The organism is Mesorhizobium sp. L48C026A00, from assembly GCF_000502375.1.
Taxonomy (GTDB): domain Bacteria; phylum Pseudomonadota; class Alphaproteobacteria; order Rhizobiales; family Rhizobiaceae; genus Mesorhizobium; species Mesorhizobium muleiense.
The window spans coordinates 73,351-98,995 of the sequence record NZ_AYWU01000026.1 but is presented as its reverse complement, the minus strand read 5'-3'; the positions used below and the strand labels follow the sequence as shown (position 1 = coordinate 98,995).

The window sequence follows — 25,645 nt, the reverse complement described above, 5'->3', positions numbered from 1 at the left end:
TCGGGCGGTCGAGGCCGGCGATCAGGCGAAGGAGCGTGGACTTGCCGCAGCCGGAGCGACCGACAATCGCCAGCAGTTGCCCCGCCGGAATACTCAGACCGAACTCGGACAGCACCCGCCTGTCGCCAAACGACTTGGACAAGCCGTCAAGCAACACAGCCTGTCCATTCGCCAGGCGCTCTTCATGCTTCCGTCGCACAGCCTCGCGGAGCGTGTTTGCTCCGTCTGGAGCTGTATCGGTTTCCTGGAATACTGCGCCTTCGCGCAGCCGGAGCGCGGTTGCAACTTCTCTCATGGTGCTGCCCTGGTGGCGGCGGGTTGGTACGCCGGATGCCAGGCGAGAGCGCGCGCCTCGATCAGCCGGGTGATCGCGTCGGCGAGCTTGCCGAGCAGCGCGTAGACGATGATGCCGAGGACAACGATGTCGGTCTGCAGGAATTCCCGCGCATTCATTGTCATGTAGCCGATGCCCGAGGAGGCCGAGATCGTCTCGGCGACGATCAGCGTCAGCCACATGATGCCGAGCGAGAAGCGCAGGCCGACAAGGATCGACGGCAGTGCACCCGGCAGGATCACCCGCCAGAACAGCGCGAGCGGGCCGAGCCCGTAGACGCGCGCCATCTCGATCAGCCTGACGTCGACGGTGCGGATGCCATGAAACGTATTCAGGTAGATCGGAAAGGCGGTTCCGACCGCCACCAGAAAGATCTTCGCCTCCTCACCGATCCCGAACCAGAGGATGACGAGGGGAATCATGGCCAGGTGCGGCACGTTGCGCAGCATCTGCATCGACGAGTCGAACACGGTCTCGGCCGGCCGCGAAATTCCGGCCAGTACGCCGAGGACGAAGCCGATACTGCCGCCGATAGCAAGCCCCTTCAGCGCCCGTTCCGTCGAGATGGCGGCATGGGTGAGAAGCGTCCCATTGCGCAGGCTTTCCCAAAAAGCGGCGGCCACCGCGCTCGGAGCTGGCAGCAGGCGGGTCGACATTATTCCGCTGCGCGAAGCAATTTCCCATACGACCACAATGCCGATCGGCAACGCCCACGACGCCAGGAGCTTGAGTGCCGCTGTGCCTGCGTTTTGAAGCTGCGACGGCTGCGCCATCTTCAAGATACCCAAGGCGCCGCCGGCCGGATCTCGCTGGCGATGGTCTCGCCGAACGGGCCCGTGTTGACGGAAAGGTTCGCCTTCTCCGGCGCGTGGGCGAGCGGAAGCAGGGGAAAAACGAGTTCGGCGAAGCGGTAGGCCTCCTCGAGATGCGGATAGCCGGAGAGGATGAAGGTATCGATGCCGATCGCCCGATACTCTTCCATCCGGGCCGCGACCTCCTCGGGCGAGCCGACCAGCGCGGTCCCGGCGCCGCCGCGGACCAGACCGACGCCTGCCCACAGGTTCGGGCTGACCAACAGCTTATCGCGGCGGCCGCCATGCAGGGCGCTCATCCGGCTCTGCCCGACAGAGACCATGCGCGCGAACACCGACTGCGCCTTGGCGATCGTTTCGTCGTCGAGATGCGCTATGAGGCGGTCGGCAGCCACCCAGGCTTCTTCGGACGTCTCGCGGACGATGACATGGAGCCGGATGCCGAAGCTGAGCTTGCGGCCGTGCTTCCGCGTTGCCTCCTTGACCCTCGCGATCTTCTCCTCAACGAGCGTTGGCGGCTCGCCCNAGCTTGCGGCCGTGCTTCCGCGTTGCCTCCTTGACCCTCGCGATCTTCTCCTCAACGAGCGTTGGCGGCTCGCCCCAGGTCAGATATTTGTCGACTGTCTCGGCGGCGACCCCGATCCCTTCTTCAGAGGACCCGCCGAAGTAAAGCGGCGGATGCGGCGCCTGGACAGGTGGAAACAGCAGCTGCCCGCCTTCCAGGCGGATGTGCTTGCCCGAAGTGTTGACCGTCTCGCCGGCAAGCAGCGCCTTGTAGGCATGGAGAAACTCGCGGGTGATCTCGTAGCGGTCTGCATGGCTCGCGAAAATGCCGTCGCCCTTGTTCTCGATCGGATCACCGCCGGTCACCACATTGATGAGCAGGCGGCCGTTCGACAGCCGGTCGAGTGTCGCGGTCATGCGCGCCGCCACCGCCGGCGGCTGCAACCCGGGCCGCACGGCAACCAGGAACTTCAGCCGCTCAGTGGACGTCAGCATCGCCGAGGCGACGATCCAGGAATCCTCGCAGCTCTTTCCCGTGGGCAACAGCACGCCGTAGTAGCCGAGCTGGTCGGCAGCCTGGGCGATCTGGCGCAGATACGGCAGGTCGGTAGCGCGGCCGCCGACGGCAGTGCCGAGGTACCTGCCGTCTCCGTGAGTCGGCAGGAACCACAGCACGCTTACGCGGTCGGGAGAAAGCTCAGCAGCGACGGTCACGACTGCGGCTTTTTCACTGCATCGGCGATCCGGATTGCGGTCGGGATAAGGCCGAGTTCATGGAACACGTCGGCGATCTTCTGCTGCGCGGCCACCACCTCCGGTGTGATCGGCTTCACGCCGTAGGAACGCCGCTGGACGGCGACTGCGAGAACGTCCGCGGGAATGCCGAGCGCCGGCGAAAACTGTTCGGCCACATCGTCGCGGTTGGCGTTGATCCAGGTGTCGATCTCACCGAGGGATGCCACGACGGTGTCGACCACTTCGGGCTGGGTGTCGACGAAGTCGCGCGAGGCGAGATAGAATTCGTGGTTGTCCACCACGCCGCTGCCGTTTGCCAACTGGCGGGCACCGGTAGCTGCTTCCGCGGCCGCGAGAAATGGCTCCCAGATCACCCAGGCATCGACAGCCTGCTTCTCGAATGCGGCGCGTGCGTCAGCCGGCGGCAGGAACGAGACTTCCACGTCAGTATAGGCGAGCCCGGCTTTCTCCAGCGCCTTGACGAGCAGATAATGGACGTTCGAACCCTTGTTCAGCGCCACCTTCTTGCCCTTCAAGTCCGCGACGGTCTTGAGCGGGCTGTCCTTCGGGACCAGAATCGCTTCGGCTTCCGGCGCCGGCGGCTCGTAGCCGACATAGACGAGGGGAGCGCCAGCAGCCTGCGCGAAGATCGGCGGCGCCTCGCCGGTCGTGCCGAAGTCGATGGAGCCGATATTGAGCGCCTCCAGGAGTTGCGGCCCCGCCGGGAACTCGGTCCACTCGACCGTGTAGCCCTGCGGCTTCAGTTTTTGCTCGAGCAACCCCTTCGTCTTCAGCAGAATGAGTGTGCCGTACTTCTGAAACCCGATACGGACGATCTTGTCTTCCGCATGGGTTGCCGTGGCGGCGCCCAGCGCAATGCTGACGGCGAGTGCGAGCTTGGCAACATATCGTATGAAGGCATTCATCAAATCGGACTCCTCTTCCCATGGTCGCTCTGGACTTTGAATCGGCGGGCACGAAACATGCCTCACACTGCACCCGCGAATTCTGAAGCGCAGTCGGGGATTGCCCAGTCTCAATGAGCGTACCGGGCCGGCTGAGGGTTCTCAAAGAATATTCTACTAATTTGATAGACTTTGTTGATAGTGTTTTTGCTTGGATGAAAAGAACTGCGGAGCAGTGCGCCAACGAGCCTATACCGACCGCGCTGCGTGACAAGGCGCGATGTCCGCGGGTGCGAATTCGCCGATGAAGACAAGCCCGGCGTCGGTCTCGGCCGGACTGTCGACCGTACCTTGCCGTTTCGAATTTCGTTCCAACAACATCGACTGCAGGATGTTATCGAATCGCTTCAAGGTCGAACGCTCGATGCGAAGGTAGCTCAGGCGGTCGCCTTTTGCGGCTGGCTGAACGTATTGTCAGGGCGGGGCAGACCGAAATGGTCCCTCAGCGTTACCCCGTCATAGTCGTGCCGGAAAAGTCCGCGCTTGCGCAAGATCGGCACCACCTCGTCGGCGAATACGTCGAACCCGCCCTGAAGATAGGGCGGCATGACATTGAAGCCATCTGCGGCACCGTTGTCGAACCATTCCTGGATCTTGTCGGCGATCTGTTCGGGCGTCCCGGCCTGGACCCAATGCCCGCGCGCGCCGGCGAGACGGTGGAGCAACTGGCGGATGGTCGGATTCTCGCGCTCGATGATGTCGAGTACGACGTGGAAGCGGCTGCTCGCACCGCGCTCGCCCTCGCCACTGATGAGCTCGCGCGGAAATGGCCCGTCCAGATCGTAGCTGGAAAGGTCGGCGTCTACGATGCGCCGTAGCTGATCGAGCGAATATTCCGGCTGCGTCAGCTCGTTGAACTCGTCATGCAGTGCGCGGGCTTCAGCCTCGGTTGAACCGATGAAGGGACTGATACCAGGCAACACCTTGACGTGGTCAGGGTTGCGGCCAACCGACTTCACGCGCGCTTTGATGTCAGCATAAAATTCCTGCGCGTTGCCGAGTGTCTGATGTGCTGTGAATATCGCCTCGGCATAGCGGCTTGCGAATGACCGTCCGTCTTCAGACGAACCCGCCTGGACATAGACCGGCCGCCCCTGCGGCGAGCGCGGCAGCGTCAGCGGCCCCTTCACCCGATGGTATTTGCCGATGTGGTTGATTGGGTGGATCTTGTCGGTGTCGGCAAAAATTCCGGATTCCCGGTCCGCGACGAGCGCGTCGTCCTCCCAGCTGTCCCAGAGCTTCGTCACCACATCAACGAATTCGCTTGCGCGCTCGTAACGGTCGGCGTGGGTCGGATGTCGATCAAAGCCGAAATTCAACGCTGCGGACGCATCGCCCGTGGTGACGATGTTCCAGCCGGCGCGCCCGCCACTCAAATGATCGACAGAAGCAAACAGCCGGGCCAGGTTGTAGGGTTCGTTGTAGGTGGTCGAGGCGGTAGCGATGAAGCCGATGCGTTCCGTCACAGCGGCGAGCGCCGAAATCCATGTCAGCGGCTCTAGCCTGAAGCGGCTTGCGTAGCGGATGTTATCGGCAAGTGCGGGGCCATCGGCAAAGAACAGCGCGTCGAACTTGCTCGCCTCGGCCTTTTTCGCCAGTTCCTGATAATAGGCGATGTCCAACACTCTCTCAGGTGCGGAATCCTTGTAGCGCCAGCCGGCTTCATGATGGCCGCCAGGATAGATGAAAAGGTTGAGGTTCAACTGTCGTGATTTGGCGGGCATCTGTTGGTCCTCCTGGGTAGTGACACGGAGCCGCACGTCTTCGGCCGCTCAGACGGGCAGCAGAGGCTTTGTCTCGACGCCGAGATGACGCAGAAGTTCGGAGCGAATCTCGCCGAATCGGCGATCGCCATGATCGCGTGGCCTGGGGATACTGATCGCGATGTCGGCGATGATTGCACCATTGTGGAGCACCAAAACCCGGTCCGCCAGCGTCACAGCTTCGTCGACATCATGGGTGACCAGCAGGACGGCCGGCTGGTGACGGGTGCAGAGCTGGCGCAGCAGATCGTGCATGCGCAGGCGGGTCAGCGCGTCGAGTGCGCCGAACGGCTCGTCCGCCAGCAGCAGTTCAGGATCACGAACAAGCGAGCGCGCCAACGCCACCCGCTGCTGCTCGCCACCAGAGAGTTCGACCGGCCATGCGGTCTCGCGGCCGCTCAGGCCAACCTCTTCGAGAGCTACCCGTCCGCGTTCGGCGGCGTCCGGCAGGCCGAGACCGAGAACCACATTCTCCAGCACTCGTTTCCAGGGCAACAATCGGGCATCCTGGAACACTACCGATTTCTTATCCGGCGTATCGAGTCGGCCGGATCCGGAGACTTTGTCGTCGAGATCGGCGAGCGCGCGCAACAATGTACTCTTGCCCGACCCGCTACGGCCGAGAAGGGCGACGAACTCCCCCTTCTCGATGTCGAGACTGAGGCCGTCGAGGATGGTTCGCGGCCCGAAACGCCTCACAAGGCCCTTGACCCGCACCGCGGGCGCGCCGCTCAATCCGCCAGGGTGCGACGCCATGACAAGGACCTTTCCTGGAAGAAGCGGACAATGCCATCGGACATGAGACCAAGCAACGCGTAGACGACGAGGCCGACGATGATGATGTCGGTCTGGCCGTAATTGCGTGCGAGGTCGACCATGTACCCAATGCCGCTCGTGGCATTGACCTGTTCGACCACCACCAGAGACAGCCAGGCGTAGGTCACCGCGAAACGCAGGCCGAGGAAGAAGCCCGGAAGCGCGCCCGGCAGGATGACCTGGCGGATGAATTCGCCGTAGCCCATTCGCAAGGTCTGGGCCAGTTCGACATAACGGCTGTCTATGCTGCGCAAGCTGCTGTGGGTCTGGATATAGATCGGGATCAGGACGGCCAGCGCGATGGCCGTCACCTTCATGCCCTCGCCAATGCCGAACCAGAGCATCAGCAGCGGGATCAGAGCGAGCGTCGGTATCGCCCGCTTGATCTGAACGGGGCCGTCAATGATTGCCTCGCCAAGCCGGGACAAACCTGAAATGAGAGCAAGCACGGTCCCGATCAGGATACCAAACACCAGACCCTGTGCTGCCCGCCAGGCAGACGTCATCAAATGATCCTGAAGCTTCCCTGCGGCGATGAGATCGATGGCAGTGCCGACAACCGACCAGGGCGCCGGCAGCGTTCTTGGATCGATCAGGCCGGCGATGCTGCCGATGGACCAGATCACGAGAAGAAGTGCGGGACCGATCAGCGCGCCAAACGGGATCGGCCGCCCAAGTGCGAGGCGACGCCTAGGAGCGGTCTTGCGGGCCTGTACAGCGGGCGCAATCAACCCCCTTTCATCCGATGCGTAGGGAATGGGGAGTGCAACTGCGGCGGTATGTGAGATTGCGTTCATCTGCATCGTCTCCAGTGCTGGGAAGCAGGTCGTCAGGACGCGTTCAGCGCATTTGTGGCAATCCTCTCGAAGCGCCTGTCGAAAAGATCCTCTGCCTTGATGGGGGGCTTGTTCAGTTCCTTGGCCAGGAGGTCGATCGTCGCTTGCTGGCGCGCGATCACATCGTTCCAGTCGGACGGAATGTCGAACCGTCCGTCGGCCTCGACGAGATACTGGCCATCTTCGCTGTTGAGGCCCTGGGTGGCGACGTAGTAGCCTTCGATCCACTCTTTGGGATGCTCCTCCACCCATCGGGCCGCAAGTGCCCAGTAGCGCACATATTCGCCGAGAGCGGCAGCTTTGGCCGGGTCGTCAAGCACGGCCTGTGGGGCATAGAGATGGGCTGGATCGTCGCGCAAGCCGTGTGGGATGATTGTCGCGCCGTCGGCACCATACTGTCGCAGATAATGCTTGACGAGGACGCCCCAGATCGGTGCGACATCGACTTGCTTGCTGGCAAGTGCCACCGGATAGGCATCGCCTTTGCTGGGCAGTTCAATGAGATTTACATCCTCCTTGTTCAGGCCGGCGGCCTGCAGGACCCTCAGCACCAGCGCGCCTTGCGCCTGTCCGGGGCTGAAGGCGATCCGTTTGCCGCGCAAATCCGCGAGCGTCTTGACCTCGACGCCCGGCGCAATGCCGAGTTGATAAATCGGGTGCTCAACCGGATCCTTGCGGAACTTCGCAGCAATGATCTTGACCTTGAGCCCCGTCCAGGTCGCGTGGATGGGCGGAATGTCGGCAACGGATCCGACGTCCAATGCATTGGCGCGAAAGGCTTCGATTGTCTGTGGGCCGCCGCTGATGTTGGCCCATTCGACGTTGAAGGGTAGTTGATCGATCAGGCCCGAGAGTTCCAGGGCTCTTTGCGTCTCGGGATCGCCGATACGAAGCACGGTGCCCTCCGGGATCCTGGTCGGCAGTTTACCCGCGTCCGGACTGCCCGCCTCGGCACTGAAAGGGGAGGAAGAAGCGATCAGGGTTACCGCCAAAGCGGTCGCCAATACACCAAACCGCCTTCTCGAAAATCTCTTCACAGCTAACATCATCGTCTTGCTCCAATTTTGGAAATGGCCCTACTTTCGCTGTTCAGTATGTCTATCAATTATATAGACGATAAAGTATCGGATGCTGTTCTTTGCCACCCGAGAGAAACGCTGTTCGCCTCCAATGCTCATTTGGGGCACGCGTCGTTCAAATGTTGCCGACTGCGACGCAGGGCATCGATGGTATCGTCCCTCAGCAACGCTCATCCCAAGATTGATGCCTGGACCGGGTCGAGCACTGCCGATGCCTGGGGGCTGTTCGACAGGGCAGAGCCGACCGCTACGGTCGCTCCCGCCGACCCGAGCATGCGGATCTTGACCGCCGTGAAAGCATTGGCGGCAAAGGCACCGCGCATGCTGGTGTCACAGCGACAGCTCATCTGTGTTTATGTGGGCTGTCGACATCAAAGCATGGCGCCCTTACGAGCAGAGCTGGCCATGTAAGCAGCAGAAATCGGACTCGCCGGTGGGGGCAGGTTCTCCTTTTCGTCAGTAACGATCTGGAGACCGGAAACGATTGCACCGACCACCCAGAGACGCCAAAGCTGATGCTCACGGGGAAGGGACTGGGGATTTCGGCAGGCGATATCTAGTTTCGGACGCGTTCAGCTTCATCGTCGACTAGGGTGTCGCGCCGACGAGCTTCACCGCGGACATTGACGGAAAGGGGAGCACGCCTCTGGCCAATCGTCGGCAAAAAAAGCCCGCCGGAACGAACCGGCGGGCGAGACGGGAGGAAACGGTTGTAACTGGAATCAGGCGGCGAGAACGGCCCTCGGCTCGACCAGTTCGTAACCGAGTGCTTCGGCCACTGCGCGATTGGTGATCTTGCCCTTGTGGACGTTCAGCCCGTTGCGCAGATGGTGGTCGTCGACCAGCGCCTTGAGGCCCTTGTCGGCGAGCTGCAAGCCATAGTGCAGCGTCGCATTGTTGAGCGCATGAGCCGAAGTCACCGGCACCGCGCCTGGCATGTTGGCGACGCAATAGTGGATGACGCCGTCGACCTCATAGGTCGGCTCGGCATGAGTTGTGGCGTGCGAGGTCTCGAAGCAGCCGCCCTGGTCGATGGCGACGTCGACCAGCACGGCGCCTTTCTTCATGCCCGACAGCATTTCGCGCGTAACGAGTTTCGGCGCGGCGGCACCCGGGATCAGCACGGCACCGACGACGATGTCAGCCGAAAAACATTCCTCTTCCAGCGCCTCGACAGTCGAGTAGCGGGTGTGAACGCGGCCGCCGAAAATATCGTCGAGCTGGCGCAGGCGAGGGATCGAGCGGTCGATGATGGTGACGTCGGCGCCGAGGCCGACCGCCATGCGGGCCCCGTGCAGGCCGACGACGCCGCCGCCGAGCACCGTGACCTTGCCGGGCAGCACGCCGGGCACGCCGCCGAGCAGCACGCCGCGGCCGCCATTGGCCTTCTGCAGCGCCGTTGCGCCGGCCTGGATCGACAGGCGGCCGGCAACTTCCGACATCGGCGCCAAGAGCGGCAGGCCGCCACGGTCGTCGGTCACGGTTTCATAGGCAATCGCGGTGACGCCGGAAGCAAGCAAGCCCTTGGTCTGCTCCGGATCCGGAGCCAAATGGAGATAGGTGTAGAGGATCTGACCTTCGCGCAGCTGCGCCCATTCATTGGGCTGCGGCTCCTTGACCTTGACGATCATGTCCGACTTGGCGAACACATCGGCGGCCGTCTTGGCGATGGTGGCGCCGGCGGCGCGGTAGGCGTTGTCGTCGGCGCCGATGCCGGCACCGGCGCCGGTTTCGACCAGCACCTCGTGGCCATGGGCGACATATTCGCGGACCGAGCCCGGCGTCAGACCGACGCGGTATTCATGGTTCTTGATTTCCTTGGGGCAGCCGACGCGCATATTCTTCTCCTGATCCGGCCCTTGGGGCTCGTTTCCCTGTATTGGTGGAGTGAACCACGAATCGCTGCGCAGGTGTTTGCGAATGCGCTTGCGCCGGATCGCGTGTTTCGATAATCGTTGCGCGAAACCAAAGGATTTTCGCACGAGTCACGAAAAATGCCGCTGGACAGGATCGATATCGCCATTCTCGAGGCTTTGCATAGGATGGCGGACATCTTGCGATGCGCGGACATGGCGTGGATATCGTGATTGGGGGGCCGCGATTAGATTGACCGAGGCAAAGTCAATTTCGTCCGACTGCATTCTTTCGCAGCCTCCTGAAGACAAACAGCTTGCCTTCGCGCACGCCGTCTTCAAGTGATCTCGCCTTTGCCAGATGCGCTGCAATCGCGCTAGCCAGCATGCAGCCCGTCCCGCGCATCGATACGGCAAGGCGCGGCATGTCAAAGCGGATTGGTCCTTGATCCAAGCGCAACAGAATATCGGTCGATCGGGGTCCCGTCGCGTGGCCGCCCTTGATCAGCAGGGCCTGCATCCCGGCCACCAGCAATTCCTGGCCTTGCCACACTGCGCCGTCTCCATCCACCGCTGGCTCTAAGCCAACAAGAAGCGCCAGCTCGATGAGATTGGGTGTGACGAGGCGGCAAAGGGGCATCAGGTCGCGTTTCATGGCGGCAATGGCCCTTGCGTCCAGCAGCGCCCGGCCTGAGGTCGAGGCCAGCACCGGGTCGAGTACTGCCGGCACCTGTGGATTTTCGCGTAGCACAGCCGCGACGGCTACGACGATCTCGGCCGTTGCAAGCATGCCGATCTTGATGGCCGTCACCTCGTTGGCCTGCAGCGCGGCGCGCATCTGATCGGCCATAAGATCGGGCTGCGAAGGATGGATTTCCATGACGGCGTCGTGCGTCTGCACCGTTAACGCGGTGACAGCCAGGCAGGTGCGCACGCCAATGGAAGAGATCGTCTCGATGTCGCGTGCAATTCCAGCCCCACCGCTGGAGTCTGATCCGCCGACGACGAGCACATAAGGGTCTCGCCTCAGCGCCATGGCTTTGTCTTTTCGATCCATTCTCGCGTGCGCGCTTCGGGATCGGCATTCAACGTGATGTCGGTGACCACCGCCGCGGTGTCCGCACCAGCCGCGAAAACACCGTCGAGCCGGTCGGGGTTGAGGCCGCCAATGGCGACCAATGGAATGGGTGCGACCCGGCGCTTCCACTCGCCGATCCGTTCGACCCCTTGCGGCGCCCATTTCATCTGCTTCAGGATGGTCGGGTAGATGGGCCCCAGCGCCACATAGTCCGGCTCGGCCGCGAGAGCTGTTTCCAGTTCGGCGTGATCATGGGTCGAAAGTCCGAGCTTCAATCCGGCGTACTTAATCGCCAGCAAGTCGGCTTCAGCCAAATCCTCCTGGCCAAGATGGACGAAGTCGCAGCCTTCCACGATGGCGAGCCGCCAATAGTCGTTGACGATCAGTTGGCAACCATGGACAGCGCAGACGTGGTTCGCGCGGCGGATTTCCGTCCGCAGCGTGGCCTCGTCCTGATCCTTGATGCGCAACTGTACCAGCTTGACCCCTAGCGGCACCAGCCGCTCGACCCAGTCAGCGCTGTCGACGATCAGGTAGAAGGGATCGAGCTTCATGAGAAAACCGCCTTGCCGAATGTCGGCGTCGACGGCGCCGCGACATCGCGCGGTTCGAGCATTCCCGAAGCAAAAGCTTCGCGACCGGCTTCGACCGCCTTGCCGAACGCACGCGCCATGCCGATGGGGTCGGCCGCCTTGGCGACCGCCGTATTCAGGAGCACAGCGTCAAAACCGAGTTCCATGACGGTCGCCGCGTGCGACGGTCGTCCGAGCCCGGCATCCACAATCAGCGGGACGCCAGGCAAATGTCGACGCATCGAGCGCAGCGCCGGGATGTTGACCGGCCCGAGCGCGGAACCGATCGGCGCGCACCACGGCATCAAGACCTTGCAGCCCGCATCCAGCAGCCGCTCGGCGACGACAAGGTCATCGGTGGTGTAGGGAAATACTGCAAAGCCGTCTTCGCACAGGATGCGCGCGGCCTCGACAAGGCCGAACACGTCCGGTTGCAGCGTATCCTGGTTGCCGATCACTTCGAGCTTGATCCAGCTCGTGCCGAACACTTCGCGCGCCATGTTCGCGGTGGTGACCGCTTCCTTGACGGAGTGGCATCCGGCCGTGTTGGGCAGGACTCTCGTGCCGAGCGAGCGGATCAACGTCCAGAATTTTCCGCCGCTCCTGCCGCCCGCCATCTCACGCCGCAAGGAGACCGTCACCATCGACGCGCCCGACGCCTCGACCGCATCGGCAAGGATCGCGGGCGAGGGATATTGAGCCGTGCCCAGAAGCAGGCGAGACGGGAGCGTCGTCCCGAGAAGTTCGAACATGCTAGCCTCCCTGCATGGGCGAGAGGATCTCGATCCGGTCGCCGTCGTTCAACTGGAACTCCGACCGGCTGGCCTTGTGCACGAGGTCGCTGTTGACGGCGGTCGCCAGCCAATCGCCTTCATAATCAAGCGCGGCAAGCAGCGCCGCCAGCGTTGAGGCGTCAATCTCAAGCACTTCGCCGTTGACGATCAGTTTCATTGGCAAGCTCCATTGATTTGTCGTGACTGAAGAGAATTTCGGCTGCCGGGCGCGCCATGGCGGGCGCCAGAAGAAAACCATGGCGATAGAGTCCATTGATCGCGACGGTAGTTCCACGTGCCTCGACGCGCGGCAGGTTGTCGGGGAAGGCTGGACGGACGCCGACACCGGTTTCAACGATCTCGGCCTCGCCAAAGGCCGGATGGAGGGCATAGGCGGCACCCAGCAGCTCCATCATGGAACGCGCCGTGACTGGTCCGGCGGACTGGCTCTCAATCATCGTCGCGCCGATCATGAAACTGTGGTCGGTGCGCGGCACTGCATAGAGTGGAAAGCGCGGATGCAGTAGCCTGACCGGTCGCGACAGCGAGATATCAGCGGTGCGCAGGATCAGCATTTCGCCGCGAACGCCGCGCAGCCTGTCATCGGCTGCTGCCATTCCCGTGCAGTCGATCTGACGATCGAAACCGGAACCATGCCGGGCGTCGACGTCGAAGTGGAACTCGACACCCATGGCTGCGAGCTTTTCATGAAGTGCCGCCATCGCCTGGCGCGGGTCGAGATGGGCCTCACCGGGGAAGAGCAATCCGCGCCGGAAGCGACCGGCGAGGTCGGGCTCCAGCAACGCGATTTGATCTTCATCGACATGCCGGTGGCCCGAGGTGCGACTGGCGAACCGGTCAAGCTCGCCCGCGTCGCGCGGCGCGGCCACGACCAGTGTTCCGGCCCGCGTCACCTGGCCTGGAGTTGCCGCGTCCCACCAGTCGGCGGCGTCGCGTCCGAGATCCAGCACTAGCTGCTCGGCACTTTCACGCTCGCACCATGGCGCCAGCATGCCGCCGGCAAACCACGACGCGTTGCCACCGAGGCCATACCGGATCTCGGCGACTGTGACCGTCGCGCCGCGGGTGGCGAGTTCGAAGGCAGCGGTGAGGCCGGCGACGCCGGCCCCTTTGACCAGAACCTTCATGATGGTTCCGGCGCCTGTGGCAAGAACGGTGCTCCGGTCTCGTCAGCAGGCATGTAGAGATCGCCACCCTCGCGGTATTTCGCCGCCATCGCAGCCATGCCCTCCTTCTGCGCTTCGGCGCGAATGTCGTGGGAGATGCGCATCGAGCAGAATTTCGGCCCGCACATCGAGCAGAAATGTGCCACCTTGTGTGCCTCCTTGGGCAAGGTCTGGTCGTGGAAGGACCGCGCCGTTTCGGGATCGAGCGACAGGTTGAACTGGTCCTCCCAGCGAAACTCGAAGCGCGCGCGGGAAAGGGCGTCATCCCTGAACTTCGCCGCCGGATGACCCTTCGCCAGGTCGGCAGCATGCGCGGCGATCTTGTACGTGATCACGCCAATCTTGACATCGTTGCGATCGGGAAGGCCGAGATGCTCCTTTGGCGTGACGTAGCAGAGCATGGCGGTGCCGAACCAGCCGATCATGGCAGCACCAATGCCTGAGGTGATATGGTCGTAACCCGGCGCGATGTCGGTCGTCAGCGGTCCAAGCGTATAGAAGGGCGCCTCGCCGCAGACGGCGAGCTGCTTGTCCATGTTCTCCTTGATCTTGTGCATTGGCACGTGGCCGGGCCCCTCGATCATCACCTGGCAATCCTTCGCCCAGGCGATCTGCGTCAGCTCGCCGAGCGTTTCCAGCTCGGCGAATTGCGCCGCGTCGTTGGCATCGGCGATCGAGCCGGGACGAAGGCCGTCGCCGAGCGAGAAGGACACATCATAGGCGCGGCAGATGTCGCAGATCTCCGCGAAATGCTCGTAGAGGAAGCTTTCCCGGTGATGGTGCAGGCACCATTTGGCCATGATCGAGCCACCGCGTGAGACGATGCCCGTGACCCGGTCGACAGTCAGCGGGATGTAGTGCAGCCGCACGCCGGCGTGGATGGTAAAATAGTCGACGCCCTGTTCGGCCTGTTCGATCAGTGTGTCGCGGTACACCTCCCAGGTCAGATCCTCGGCGATGCCGCCGACCTTTTCGAGCGCCTGGTAAAGCGGCACCGTACCGATCGGCACCGGTGAATTGCGCACGATCCAGTCGCGGATATTGTGGATGTTGCGGCCGGTCGAGAGGTCCATCACCGTATCGGCGCCCCAGCGGATCGCCCAGACCATCTTTTCGACTTCCTCGGCCATCGAGGAGGTGACGGCCGAGTTACCGATGTTGGCGTTGATCTTGACCAGGAAATTGCGGCCGATGATCATCGGCTCGCTCTCTGGATGATTGATGTTGGCGGGAATGATCGCCCGTCCACGAGCCACCTCGTCGCGGACGAATTCCGGCGTGACGAAGTCGGGGATCGCCGCGCCGAAGGCTTCGCCGTCGCGCTCGAGCTTGCCGCGCAGGATCTCGCGGCCGAGGTTTTCGCGGATGGCGACGAACTCCATTTCGGGGGTGATGATCCCGGCGCGCGCATAGGCAAGCTGCGTCACCGCTTTGCCCGTTTTTGCCTTTAGCGGCCGGTTGCGAATGGGAAATTCCGGTGTCAGGCGCTCGCCCACCGCGAATCCGTTGTCTTCCGGCCGGACATGACGGCCGTCATAGGCCTCGACATCGCCGCGCGCCGTCACCCATTCATGGCGAAGCCTGGCGAGGCCCTTTTCGATGCTGGTTTCGACAGTCGGGTCCGTATAGGGGCCGGACGGATCGTAAACGGTGACAGGCGGTTCGCCTGCCGTCGGATGGACGGCGATTTCCCGCATCGGCACCCTGATCTGCGGGTGAATCAGGCCGGGTTTGTGGATTTTGCTTGAGGCGGGCAGCGGTCCCGTCGACACGGCGGGGGAAATGGCATTCATTTTGAGGCTCCTTTGCTCATGCATTGGAGACCCAGTTCTGTGCCGGAAGGATGAAAAGACGCTTCTGCCTGCCTGCTTACAGGTTTTCGGGCATGGACTCCCGCAAAGCGCTTGCACCGTCCCTACGCCAGTATGAACTGGATCAGGTTCAACGGGTCACTGCGCCGCGNCGATGCTGGTTTCGACAGTCGGGTCCGTATAGGGGCCGGACGGATCGTAAACGGTGACAGGCGGTTCGCCCGCCGTCGGATGGACGGCGATTTCCCGCATCGGCACCCTGATCTGCGGGTGAATCATGCCGGGTCTGTGGATTTTCCTTGAGGCGGGCAGCGGTCCCGTCGACACGGCGGGGGAAATGGCATCCATTTTGAGGCTCCTTTGCTCATGCATTGGAGACCCAGTTCTGTGCCGGAAGGATGAAAAGTCGCTCTGGTCGACCTGCCGAAACAGGACCTCGGGCGTAAACTCCCGCAAAGCGCTTGCACCGTCCCTACGCCAGTATGAACTGGATCAGGTTCAACGGGTCACTGCGCCGCGTAAGCCAGCAGTATCTCAGCCCCTTGCCGGGACNTCGGGCGTAAACTCCCGCAAAGCGCTTGCACCGTCCCTACGCCAGTATGAACTGGATCAGGTTCAACGGGTCACTGCGCCGCTAAGCCAGCAGTATCTCAGCCCCTTGCCGGGACTCCCCTGGTGAATGCGTCGAATTGAATGGGCTGGCGACTATCTTGTCAAGCGCATTCGGCCCGCGGCGGTGATCGGCGGCCAATCAAACCATCTGTCACGGGTCACCGTTTCCACCAGCCATTCCATGCGTTTCATTATGCCGTCCATGTCAATGAGCGCTTCTTCGTCATAAGGGCGCGGCGGTGTGTGATTGCCGGGCTGCAGATACACAGGCAGTTGCGGATAACGCGCGGCGGCATCCTTGGCATAGGCGTAGTCTCTTTCGTCGAACACGACGAGCTTGAGCACGATTTGCGGCTTATCCCTCGCCGCCTCGACGCACGCCTCGAACGCAGCCCAATCGGTCGTCATTTCGCTCGATGGCGGCTTTGGGCTTAGAATCAGGACATCAAGCTCGGCAAACCAGTCCCTGGCCACGGAACCTTGGGTTTCCAATGCGAAGCGGTAGCCGTTACGATGTCCGTGTTCGATCAGCGCGCCGAGCGGCTGGATGGCCGGATTGCCGCCTGATAGCGACACCATTATTGGTCGGCCACCCGAAAGCGCATTGACCTCTTGCCAGATCTCGTCTGTGGACATGGTCTTCCATTCATGGCGGAAGCGATTGTCCACGGCATGCAGGCTGTCGCACCAGGAACAGCGATAATCGCATCCGCCCGTTCGAACGAACACCGTCGGCAAGCCGACAAGCATGCCTTCGCCCTGGATGGTCGGCCCGAAGATCTCGCTCACGCGGATTCCGGGATCCAACGTGCAGGTCATGGCCGGTATTCCGCCCAGGTTTTCGGTGTCTCGCTCACCCGCACAGCGGAGGTTTCCGGTAGCAGTCTCTTGCACCACTCGTACAAATGTTTGGCGAGACATTCCGCCGTGACATGATCATGTCCCAGCACGTCGTTCAGATGACGATGGTCGAGCGTCTTGTCGATGTAATGCTTGAGTGCGCCGAGGTCATGATAGTCGCGCACAAAGCCATGTTCGTCCAGTTTGCCACCTGAAAGCTCCACCACGACGATATAGTTATGCCCGTGCAGACGCGCACACTGATGGTCGAGGGGCAAAGAGGTAAGCTGATGCGAGGCCGAGAAGTGGAACTCTTTGGTGATGCGGAACATCACGCGCTCCTTATCTGGATAGCGTGGAGCCAGAAGTCCGCATCCTCATAGTCTGTCGGGTCGGCAATGCCGGCCAAATCGAATGCTTCGCGCCGTTCGACGCATGTGCCGCAGCGACCGCAGTGACGTTCACCGCCCTTGTAGCAGGACCACGTCGCCTCGAACGGCGTACCGTACTTTGCCCCCTCGCTGACGATGTCGGCCTTCGACATATTCACATAGGGAGCGTAAAGGCGGATATCGGCGTAGCCTGCGAGCGCATGGTTCTGCATCGTCTGAAACGCGTCGATAAAAGCGGGCCGGCAATCGGGATAGATGAAATGATCTCCGCCGTGGACGGCAGTGGCCACCGCATCGGCCTTCTGCGCGGCGGCAACCCCGAAGGCGATAGCCAGCATGATGGCATTTCTGTTCGGCACCACCGTGATCCTCATGGAGTCTTCGGCATAGTGCCCGTCGGGCACGTCCACAGCATCAGTCAGCGCCGAGCCGCTCAGGTTGCGGCCGACATCGCGGATATCGACGATCTGGTGCGGAACACCCAGCCGTTTGGCGCAGATAGAGGCAAAGCCGAGTTCCTTTTTGTGCCTCTGGCCGTAATCGAACGAAAGCAGGCCAATGAGTTTCTGCTCGGTTGCCACCTTGTGAGCGAGCGAAACAGAATCCAATCCGCCGGAGCAGATGACGAGGGCATTCATGGTTTGAGTCCTTGTTTTGACCGGGTAAGGCTGCGACCGGAGATTTCTCTGCGCTCCCAGTACTCCAAGGGGGCGGTTTTGTGAATGCGTAAGGTGCGATTTAACGCAACGATTCTGCCGCCCGTGGCGCCCAAAAGGGAATGCTGCGCAACTTGTGCGCGATTTGGGTGGCCAACAAGCAGAAGCAGCTGGTATTGACTGTGTCGCCGTCAACCGTTGATAGCGCGGCGCCCTCTGGGCGCGGACCTTGAAGCTGCGATGAGAGGCGAAAGAAACGCCCGGGTCGGGTAGCCATCGGCGCTGGTTCCAAGGCCCGCTTGCAGGCGCTGACGGTCACCTCGATGACACCCGACTGGGCCTGCTTTCAGTTCTGCGCACTTCGCTGTCCCGGCCGCCTTGATCCGACGCGTAGAGTTTATTCCGGAGGTCACTTTGGGATTTGTGGCGGAATAACTCGGCGTGGAGGTCTGTCGGTATGGGTGCGATCCGAACTACAATGTTGTTCGGCCGGAATCCTCCATGACTAGCCCGTCATGTGACGGCTCGACAAAGGGCAGCTTTCAATCCTGACGCGGTCGGCCCTACCGCCCACGCCGGCTTTGGCGCAGCACCCCATGGTAGGCGCCACTTCCATCGTCCCCTCGTCGCAAGGCACATGTTCCTGCCGCCGCTTCCTTCTACCGGTCCGTCTGACTGCAGGCGATGCGTGCGATGCCTCCGGATCCCACGCTTCCTCGACCGTCGGCGAGGTGCCGACACCGTCTTTCGTCGGCGCCGTGCGGCGTATGCGGCGCGCATAATCAGGGCCAGGCTTTCGGCACCATCGGCGGATGGTCTCGTAGGAAACGACGATCCGGCGATCGCAGCATTTCCTCGACATCGCGCAGGCTCAGATTGAAGCGGAAGTAGAGCCAGACAGCACGGGTCACGATTTCGATCGGATAACCGAAGGTAGTCCGTCCAGGTCGGCGTGCGGAACGTTTCTGTCCATTGCATAGGCTTCTGAAGCGTTGCGCTGGAGCGTCCAGTTCCGAGCACCGACGCGGCTGTGTACATGACGCCGCTGCCGCATGAGGTCGAGGAAGGCCTCGACATTTCTCTCGGCTATCAGATATTCGACCTTGACCACGATCGGGCCGCTTCTCGGCTTCAAATTGAGAGCGACTGCCGGGGCGTCGAATTCCTCCAAAGGATCGGGCTCGGACTCGCGGCGCTCGCGAAGAGGAAACAGAACGCCCGCTGCGGCGACGAGCAACAGGGCCCAGCGGAGCCCTCCAGCGCCCAGGTCAGCGAATGGTTTTCGGCCACCGTGCCTCACACCCAGCTGCCGAGCGCGATGCCGCCATCGATCAAGGCATAATAGATAGAAATGGTACGCCCCACGACCCAGCGCGGGCTCGCCAGCTGCACGCTTACGCCAACCCGGACCAGGCGGTGACCCAACCCGCGCCGCCCAAGGCGAGCGCAATTGCCGCCACCTGTCAATGCCGCTCGAATTTTCCCCAAAAGTGCCGAAGTAAATTCCCCAGTCTCGCCGCTCAGGCTGTCGCGGAGGGAGACGCGGCATCTTCAGGCCGACGAGGTCGTGCCGGATTCGGTGGATCGTGGATGGCGTGGTATCGAGCGCGTTCGTCATGGACGCTGCTCCTTCGCCATCACCTGGGCGACGGCATCGTAGAAGGCCAACGGGCGCTGAGTGACCCTGTCGCCCGAGCCATGAAGAATGACCTCGTCGTTCCTCAGTCTTTGTCGGCGCTTGTGGACGTGGATGTTGCGATGACCGGGCTCGACATGACGCTGATGCCGGCTTTCGAGAATGGGATGGGTGGCAATCAGCGCGGTCCTCGAAGATGCGTACCTCTTCGGCCAGAGTGTGTACCTCGACGACACGGCGCCTGGTGGCGTCGGGCACGCTGTAGAAATTGCCGCCCACGCTGACCATGCCCTCCCGGCTGATGCGTCGCTCGAGCTTCAGGACCGATCGGAACGGAGCCAACGGCAGCGGCCGCAGCGCTGCCCGCTCCCCGGCGAAAGCTTCGTTGACGACACGCCTTGTGGTGGCGTGAACTCTCGGGTTTGCGACCGTGTCCAGCCAGTGACGCATCTGCGCGTTCAGATCTTCGAGATTGCGAAAGGACCGGGCCAGGAAGAAGTCCTCGCGAATGTAGCGGAACGGTCGTGGCGCGGTAAGGCCGGCAGGCCTTGGGATGGCAACCATAGTGGCGGGCAAGATCGACGAGGGCACGGTTGTAGACGATGCCGCCGGTATCGCCTTCGCCGATCACAGCCGTCTTCATACGGTCGTAAAGCACTTCGCGAGGAGCGCCGCCCAGCGCCTCGAAAAGCCCCAGCATGGCAGCGCAAGACAGTCGGCAGATCCTGGTGGACGACGAAGCGTGCCCAGATAAGGCGACTGAAGCCAAGCACCATGGAGAATAGCCAGACGATTCTCGGCGTGGTCGGCTCATCGGTAAAGACGACATTGAACTGGGCGAAGTCGACCTGCGCCTGCTCGCCGGGCGGGGTCTCGAAGCGAACCTCGTATCCGCGCTCCGCCGCGGCAGGACGGACGTCGCGCAGGAAGTCGGTAACNGATTCTCGGCGTGGTCGGCTCATCGGTAAAGACGACATTGAACTGGGCGAAGTCGACCTGCGCCTGCTCGCCGGGCGGGGTCTCGAAGCGAACCTCGTATCCACGCTCCGCCGCGGCAGGACGGACGTCGCGCAGGAAGTCGGTGACGGCCGTGTAGCCGCCGCCATAGCCGAGGTCCTTCAGTTCCCGGAAAAGCCGGCTGCCGGTGGGTCCGGGATCGCGTGACGCGTTCGCAAAGATAGGCCGTGAAGGGATCGATCACCGTCTGACGCGGCTTGCGCGGCCCGTAAGCCGGGCCTCGAGCCCGCGCTCAATGTATTTGCGCACCGTCTTGCGGTCGATGCCGCTCTCCTGGCGATCGCCGACAGCGACAGGCCCTGCCGATCGGGATGTTTGACGCAGGCATAGGCGTATTGGCTGAGATCGGCTGACGAGAGATCGGCAAGCTTGTTGCCGATCATTTTCCATTGCTGAACGTCCTGCGGGTCGCAACCGGCGCCGCCGGCACCGCAATAGTGGGGATCGCGCTCTTCCACCTGCTTTTGCGTGGCGCCNAAGCTTGTTGCCGATCATTTTCCATTGCTGAACGTCCTGCGGGTCGCAACCGGCGCCGCCGGCACCGCAATAGTGGGGATCGCGTTCTTCCACCTGCTTTTGCGTGACGCCATCTTGTGTGGCGGACTGCGACATCGCTGCGAGCGCGACCGCTGCACCGAGGCGAACAAAGCTGTCCATCGCAGCGACCCGGATCAGCGCCCCCGGCAGACTGTCGCTGCAATGCTCGCANACCGAGGCGAACAAAGCTGTCCATCGCAGCGACCCGGATCAGCGCCCCCGGCAGACTGTCGCTGCAATGCTCGCACACAGCCTTCAGCCAGTCCTCCTGCATTGTGAACGCACTGTGATAGCGCTTCACAACAAAGCGCTCGACAATTCTCCGTTCGCCCTCCAAGCTTCTCCACCAGACCGAACGCTCCATGCTCATTCGCTTTGAATGCGAATCCTGGCCGTGTCTGCGGAAAACGTCATATTCTGGACGCAAAGCGTCAGCCGACGTGGATATGTTCGCGATACCGCCTCTTCGAGACCGCGCTTATCGATACCACGATCCAATCCAAAGACAGAATAATAATTCTCTATAAAATCTATAGAGAATATATTCTATCTTAGTCGGCGCTCGCCTTGTCGGTAGTGTCCTCCGCAGTCGCCCGGCAGGGCTATCAAAGGAGTGACGGATGGGTCGTCATATTCGCTTCAACGCTTTCGACATGAATTGTGTTGGCCATCAATCCCCCGGTCTCTGGAAGCATCCACGCGATCAGTCGTGGAAATACAAGGATCTGGACTACTGGCAGGATTTGGCTCGAACTCTGGAACGCGGTATTTTCGACGGCATATTCATCGCAGACGTCATCGGCTACTACGACGTTTACAAGGGCTCGAATTACCACGCGATCGAGCAGGCGGCGCAGATCCCAGTCAATGATCCCCTACAGTTGGCCGCGCCGATCGCGCTTGCCACCGAACATCTCGGCATCGGCATTACTGCTTCGACCTCGTTCGAGCACCCTTACACATTCGCCCGCCGCCTTTCGACTGCCGACCACCACACCAAGGGTCGCGTCGGCTGGAACATCGTTACCTCATATCTCGAAAGTGGCGCCAAGAACGTTGGCCAGGCCGGTTTGAAAAGCCATGACAACCGATATGAGGTTGCCGCCGAATATGTCGAGGTACTTTACAAGCTGTTCGAAGGCAGTTGGGAGGAGGACGCGGTGCAGCGCGATACGGTTCGCGGCATCTTCACCGATCCCAGCAAGGTCCACGAGATTGGCCACAAGGGCAAATTCTTCGAGGTGCCCGGCTACCATCTGTCAGAGCCGTCGCCACAGCGCACCCCGGTTCTCTATCAGGCGGGCGCCTCGGGTCCTGGCAAGGCATTCGCTGCCGCGCACGCCGAGTGCGTTTTCGTCGGTGCGCCGACCAAATCGCTGCTCGAAGCCTATGTTTCCGAAATCCGCCAAAAGGCCGCCGCCGCCGGCCGCAATCCGAAGAATGTCCTGATCTACAATCTCACCACGCTGATCATCGATGAAACGGATGAAAAGGCCCAGAAGCGCTTCGAGGAGTATCAGAGCTATGCGTCCTATGACGGCTCACTGGTGTTCATGTCTGGCTGGAGCGGCATCGACTTCGGCCAGTACGCGCCGACCGACGCGCTCAAGAAGGTCGAGACCAACGCCATCGTTTCGATGGTCGAGCACTTCGCCGGCAAGGACAAGGCCTGGACCGTCGAGGAACTGGCGAAGTGGGGCGGCATCGGCGGTATTGGGCCTGTCTTCGTCGGCTCGCCCAGCACCATCGCCGATATCCTGCAGGAATGGGTCGATGAAACTGATGTAGACGGCTTCAACCTTGCTTATGCGGTGACGCCCGAAAGCTTCGAGGCCGCCGTCGACCTGCTGGTGCCGGAATTGCAGAAGCGCGGCGTCTATCCCACCGCCTACAAGCCCGGCACGTTGCGCGAAAAGCTGTTCGGCGACGGACCCTATCTTCCCAGGACGCATCCTGCTGACGGGTACCGTGATATCGAGGCCGTCAAGCGTCGCGAAGCCGAACGTGCCTCGGCGTCCCGTCTGAAATCCGTGAACGCGTGATGACCAGTCTGCTGGAACTCCACGACGTGTCGCTGTCCTTCAAGGGTGTGCGAGCCCTGAATGCGCTGAGTTTCAGCGTCGCCAAGGGTGAAATCTGTGCCTTGATCGGCCCGAATGGCGCCGGCAAAAGCTCGCTTCTCAATGTCATCAACGGCGTCTATCGCGCCGACGCCGGCGACGTTGTCTTCGACGGGTTGCGCTTCGAGGCGATTCATCCTCAGAAGGCAGCCCACCTCGGCATCGGCCGGACCTTCCAGCACAATGCGTTGTTTCGCCGCTTGTCGGTGCGCGAAAACGTGCTGGCCGGTCTTTCTCGTCATGGCACCGCGAGCTTTTTCGAAAACATCTTCCGGCTGGGCAGGGACGGCGCCGAGCGCAGCGGCTTCCATGTCCACGCTGAGCGCACAATGTCTTTCCTTGGGCTCAACCGCCACGCGGACAAGATAGTTTCGACACTTCCTTACGGGCTGCAGAAACGCGTTGATCTTGCACGAGCATTGGTCTCCGGCCCCAAGCTGCTGCTGCTCGACGAACCGATGGCCGGCATGAATCAGGAAGAGAAGGAGGAGATGAGCCGCGTCATACGCGAGGTCAATCGCGTCTTCGGCTCGACTGTGGTGCTGATCGAGCACGATGTCGGCATTGTGCTCAACCTCGCCAGCCACGTGGTGGTTCTCGACTACGGCCGCAAGCTCGCGGACGGGGCTCCCGACGAGGTACGCAAGAATCCCGACGTGATAGCCGCCTATCTCGGCACGGTTCACTGAGGAACTCATGTCCTATTTCTTTGAAACATTGGTCAGCGGCCTGTTTGCCGGAGTGATGTACTCACTCGTCGCGATCGGCTTCGTGCTCATCTACAAGGCATCCGGAGTCTTCAATTTCGCGCAAGGCGCGATGCTGCTGTTTTCGGCCCTGACGTTCGTCACCCTGACCGAGAAAGGCATGCCATTCGTCCTGGCCTTCATCGTCACAGCGCTTGTCATGGTGGTGATGGCGATGCTGATCGAGTGGCTGGTGCTGCGGCCCTTGCGAAACCGCGACCCATTGACCCTGTTCATGGCCACTCTGGGATTGAGCTATGTCATCGAGGGCCTTGCCCAACTGCTGATGGGCATGGATGTTCACATGCTCGATCTCGACATCCCCGATGTCGCCGTACAGGTCGGCGGCATCTACGTCAGCCAGTTCGACATCATTGCCTCGTTGATTGCGCTAACACTGGTCGCCACGCTGGCCATCGCTTTCAACAAGACGCGCATGGGCATCTCGCTTCGGGCGGTGGCTTCCGACACGCTTGCGGCGCAGTCAATCGGCATCCGCCTGCCTGTCATCTGGCGCATCGTCTGGAGCGTCGCCGGCATCGTGGCGCTGGTTGCCGGTCTTGTCTGGGGATCGCGCCAGGGCGTGCAATATTCGTTGTCGCTGGTGACGCTCAAGGCGCTGCCGGTACTGATCATCGGCGGCTTCTCCTCCATCCCGGGCGCCATTGCCGGCGGCCTGCTTGTCGGCGCGACCGAGGCGTTGGCCGACATCTACGTCGGGCCGCTGGTCAATGGCAGCGTTTCCACCTGGTTTGCCTACATCCTCGCTGTCGGCTTCCTCCTGGTGCGTCCGGCCGGCCTGTTCGGCGACCGCGAGATCGAAAGGGTGTGATCATGACCACGCTGCAGGAATCCGGTCCGTCCAAGTCGCTGCGCCAGCCTGCATTTGGGGTTGGCACCCTCGCCGTCGTCGCTGGCCTGATCGCCGCCTTCGCGGTGCCGGCCATTGCCGACGACTACTGGCTGAGCTCGATCATCATCCCGATGGTGATCATGGGACTTGCCGGCATCGGCCTGAATCTGCTGATGGGCTACACCGGGCTGGTCTCGATTGGTTCGGCTGCCTTCATGTCGATAGGCGCCTTCTCGACCTACAATCTGCTGCTGCGCGCGCCATTCTTGCCGCTGCCGGCGGTTCTGATCATTGCCGGCCTGATCGCGGCGATTGCCGGCGTCATCTTCGGGCTGCCGTCGCTCCGCATCAAGGGCTTCTATCTCGGCGCCTCGACCCTCGGCGCGCAGTTCTTCTTCGAATGGCTGTTCACCAATTTCAGCTGGTTCTCGAATGACAGCCAGTCGCTGACCATCTCGGCGCCTCGACTGCAGATCCTCGACTATGACCTCCAGTCGGCCACCGGCCGCTACTATCTGGTGATGGCAACCACGGCGCTGCTCATCGCGCTGGCCTTCGCCATCGTCTCAAAAGCCGCGTCGGCCGCGAATGGATGGCGATCCGCGACATGGATGTCGCCGCCTCGGTCATCGGCATCCGCGTTGCGCGCCGCAAGCTGCTGTCCTTCGGCATAAGCTCGTTTTTCCTGGGTATCGCCGGCGCGCTCTGGGCCTTCGGATATCTCGGCACCTCGGATGCACATGCGTTCAATCTCGATAAATCGTTCCAGATCCTGTTCATCGTTATCATCGGCGGCGTGGCGACCATCTTCGGCAATTTTCTCGGTGCCGCCTTCATCGTGCTGACGCCAATCCTGCTCGACCCGCTGTCGCTGATCATCGACTTGTCATTTCTCGGCGATCAGGGCGCGCTGGCAAACCTGCAGCACATCATCTTCGGCACGATCATCATCGTGCTGCTGATCAAGGAACCGGATGGATTGTCCGGTCTCAGAAGGCGCGGCGTGGAAGCCCTTCGCTCGCGAGCACGATCACCCAACTGAACTCAGACAGACGAAACACCTCGACGCCGGGTCTTTCGCCTCCTCCCAAGCATCAGTCGTCACTTTCTCAAAACCA

The 25,645-nt window shown here is 61.8% G+C and carries 21 protein-coding genes, 5 pseudogenes and 2 riboswitches; of the genes and pseudogenes, 4 read left to right on the top strand and 22 right to left on the bottom strand.

What is annotated here, in order from left to right; genetic code table 11:
• The 22 genes and pseudogenes from X738_RS0143515 to istA all read right to left on the bottom strand — a co-directional run.
• Nucleotides 1–295, bottom strand: a 295-nt coding sequence (locus X738_RS0143515; RefSeq protein WP_031256358.1) for an ATP-binding cassette domain-containing protein, incomplete at its 3' end; no start/stop codon positions are given.
• Nucleotides 292–1,107, bottom strand: coding sequence for an aliphatic sulfonate ABC transporter permease SsuC (gene ssuC / locus X738_RS73060; protein ID WP_023802531.1), 816 nt, complete (start codon nt 1,105–1,107; stop codon nt 292–294). The genes X738_RS0143515 and ssuC, both read right to left, overlap by 4 nt.
• A 2-nt stretch (nt 1,108–1,109) precedes the next feature.
• A pseudogene (locus tag X738_RS73055) lies at nt 1,110–2,364 on the bottom strand (FMNH2-dependent alkanesulfonate monooxygenase).
• Nucleotides 2,361–3,311, bottom strand: a complete 951-nt coding sequence (locus X738_RS73050; RefSeq protein ID WP_023802528.1) for a sulfonate ABC transporter substrate-binding protein — start codon at nt 3,309–3,311, stop codon at nt 2,361–2,363. Before X738_RS73050 ends, X738_RS73055 begins: the two are co-directional and overlap by 4 nt.
• A gap of 416 nt (nt 3,312–3,727) precedes the next feature.
• Entirely contained in the window at nt 3,728–5,074 is a 1,347-nt protein-coding gene (locus X738_RS73045) for an LLM class flavin-dependent oxidoreductase (RefSeq protein ID WP_023802526.1), read from the bottom strand.
• A 48-nt stretch (nt 5,075–5,122) separates the two neighbouring features.
• Nucleotides 5,123–5,869, bottom strand: a complete 747-nt coding sequence (locus X738_RS73040) for an ABC transporter ATP-binding protein (protein WP_023802525.1) — start codon at nt 5,867–5,869, stop codon at nt 5,123–5,125.
• Nucleotides 5,845–6,726, bottom strand: a complete 882-nt coding sequence (locus X738_RS73035) for an ABC transporter permease (RefSeq protein ID WP_031256355.1) — start codon at nt 6,724–6,726, stop codon at nt 5,845–5,847. The genes X738_RS73040 and X738_RS73035 overlap by 25 nt, the downstream gene beginning before the upstream one ends.
• 32 nt (nt 6,727–6,758) lie before the next feature.
• The gene (locus tag X738_RS73030; protein ID WP_031256353.1) at nt 6,759–7,811 is read right to left on the bottom strand and encodes an ABC transporter substrate-binding protein; all 1,053 of its coding nucleotides are present in this window, start codon (nt 7,809–7,811) and stop codon (nt 6,759–6,761) included.
• Between the two features lie 755 nt (nt 7,812–8,566).
• Nucleotides 8,567–9,682 carry an alanine dehydrogenase gene (gene ald / locus X738_RS73025; protein ID WP_023802521.1) on the bottom strand — a complete coding sequence of 372 codons (1,116 nt, stop codon included), beginning with the start codon at nt 9,680–9,682 and terminating at the stop codon, nt 8,567–8,569.
• Between the two features lie 283 nt (nt 9,683–9,965).
• Entirely contained in the window at nt 9,966–10,733 is a 768-nt protein-coding gene (locus X738_RS73020) for a hydroxymethylpyrimidine/phosphomethylpyrimidine kinase (protein WP_023802519.1), read from the bottom strand.
• Nucleotides 10,724–11,329 carry a thiamine phosphate synthase gene (locus X738_RS73015; protein ID WP_023802518.1) on the bottom strand — a complete coding sequence of 202 codons (606 nt, stop codon included), beginning with the start codon at nt 11,327–11,329 and terminating at the stop codon, nt 10,724–10,726. The genes X738_RS73020 and X738_RS73015 overlap by 10 nt, the downstream gene beginning before the upstream one ends.
• A complete protein-coding gene (locus tag X738_RS73010; protein ID WP_023802517.1) occupies nt 11,326–12,099 on the bottom strand; it encodes a thiazole synthase in 774 nt (257 codons plus the stop codon). The genes X738_RS73015 and X738_RS73010 overlap by 4 nt, the downstream gene beginning before the upstream one ends.
• A gap of 1 nt (nt 12,100) precedes the next feature.
• A complete protein-coding gene (gene thiS, locus X738_RS73005; RefSeq protein WP_023802516.1) occupies nt 12,101–12,298 on the bottom strand; it encodes a sulfur carrier protein ThiS in 198 nt (65 codons plus the stop codon).
• Nucleotides 12,267–13,268 carry a glycine oxidase ThiO gene (gene thiO, locus X738_RS73000; protein WP_023802515.1) on the bottom strand — a complete coding sequence of 334 codons (1,002 nt, stop codon included), beginning with the start codon at nt 13,266–13,268 and terminating at the stop codon, nt 12,267–12,269. The genes thiS and thiO overlap by 32 nt, the downstream gene beginning before the upstream one ends.
• Entirely contained in the window at nt 13,265–15,100 is a 1,836-nt protein-coding gene (gene thiC, locus X738_RS72995; RefSeq protein WP_023802514.1) for a phosphomethylpyrimidine synthase ThiC, read from the bottom strand. The genes thiO and thiC overlap by 4 nt, the downstream gene beginning before the upstream one ends.
• Nucleotides 15,101–15,256: 156 nt before the next feature.
• Complete coding sequence (locus X738_RS83460; RefSeq protein WP_373420477.1) at nt 15,257–15,466, bottom strand: hypothetical protein; 210 nt, start codon at nt 15,464–15,466, stop codon at nt 15,257–15,259.
• Between the two features lie 103 nt (nt 15,467–15,569).
• Nucleotides 15,570–15,684: riboswitch (TPP riboswitch) on the bottom strand.
• 2 nt (nt 15,685–15,686) lie between these two features.
• Nucleotides 15,687–15,802, bottom strand: a riboswitch (TPP riboswitch).
• Between the two features lie 21 nt (nt 15,803–15,823).
• Nucleotides 15,824–16,549, bottom strand: coding sequence for a 7-carboxy-7-deazaguanine synthase QueE (gene queE / locus X738_RS72990; protein ID WP_023802512.1), 726 nt, complete (start codon nt 16,547–16,549; stop codon nt 15,824–15,826).
• Nucleotides 16,546–16,902: a 6-carboxytetrahydropterin synthase QueD gene (gene queD / locus X738_RS72985; protein WP_023802511.1), complete on the bottom strand. Its 357-nt coding sequence runs from the start codon at nt 16,900–16,902 to the stop codon at nt 16,546–16,548. The genes queE and queD overlap by 4 nt, the downstream gene beginning before the upstream one ends.
• Complete coding sequence (queC, locus tag X738_RS72980; protein ID WP_023802510.1) at nt 16,902–17,600, bottom strand: 7-cyano-7-deazaguanine synthase QueC; 699 nt, start codon at nt 17,598–17,600, stop codon at nt 16,902–16,904. The genes queD and queC overlap by 1 nt, the downstream gene beginning before the upstream one ends.
• Before the next feature lie 769 nt (nt 17,601–18,369).
• Nucleotides 18,370–18,538: pseudogene (locus X738_RS87585) on the bottom strand (IS6 family transposase); the annotation flags it as partial.
• Nucleotides 18,534–19,078 (bottom strand): annotated as a pseudogene (locus tag X738_RS83450) (MFS transporter); the annotation flags it as partial. The pseudogenes X738_RS83450 and X738_RS87585, both read right to left, overlap by 5 nt.
• Before the next feature lie 154 nt (nt 19,079–19,232).
• A pseudogene (gene istA, locus X738_RS72970) lies at nt 19,233–20,567 on the bottom strand (IS21 family transposase).
• Nucleotides 20,568–21,428: 861 nt separating this feature from the next.
• On the opposite strand from istA, the gene X738_RS72965 reads away from it, so the two are divergent.
• The 4 genes and pseudogenes from X738_RS72965 (at nt 21,429) to X738_RS88515 (ending at nt 25,569) form a co-directional block, all read left to right on the top strand.
• Nucleotides 21,429–22,850 carry an LLM class flavin-dependent oxidoreductase gene (locus X738_RS72965; protein ID WP_023802504.1) on the top strand — a complete coding sequence of 474 codons (1,422 nt, stop codon included), beginning with the start codon at nt 21,429–21,431 and terminating at the stop codon, nt 22,848–22,850.
• On the top strand, nt 22,850–23,617 hold the full coding sequence (locus X738_RS72960; protein ID WP_023802503.1) for an ABC transporter ATP-binding protein: 768 nt from the start codon (nt 22,850–22,852) through the stop codon (nt 23,615–23,617). Before X738_RS72965 ends, X738_RS72960 begins: the two co-directional genes overlap by 1 nt.
• Before the next feature lie 7 nt (nt 23,618–23,624).
• A complete protein-coding gene (locus tag X738_RS72955; protein WP_023802502.1) occupies nt 23,625–24,506 on the top strand; it encodes a branched-chain amino acid ABC transporter permease in 882 nt (293 codons plus the stop codon).
• A 2-nt stretch (nt 24,507–24,508) separates the two neighbouring features.
• A pseudogene (locus X738_RS88515) lies at nt 24,509–25,569 on the top strand (branched-chain amino acid ABC transporter permease).
• The last annotated feature ends 76 nt before the right edge of the window (nt 25,570–25,645 follow it).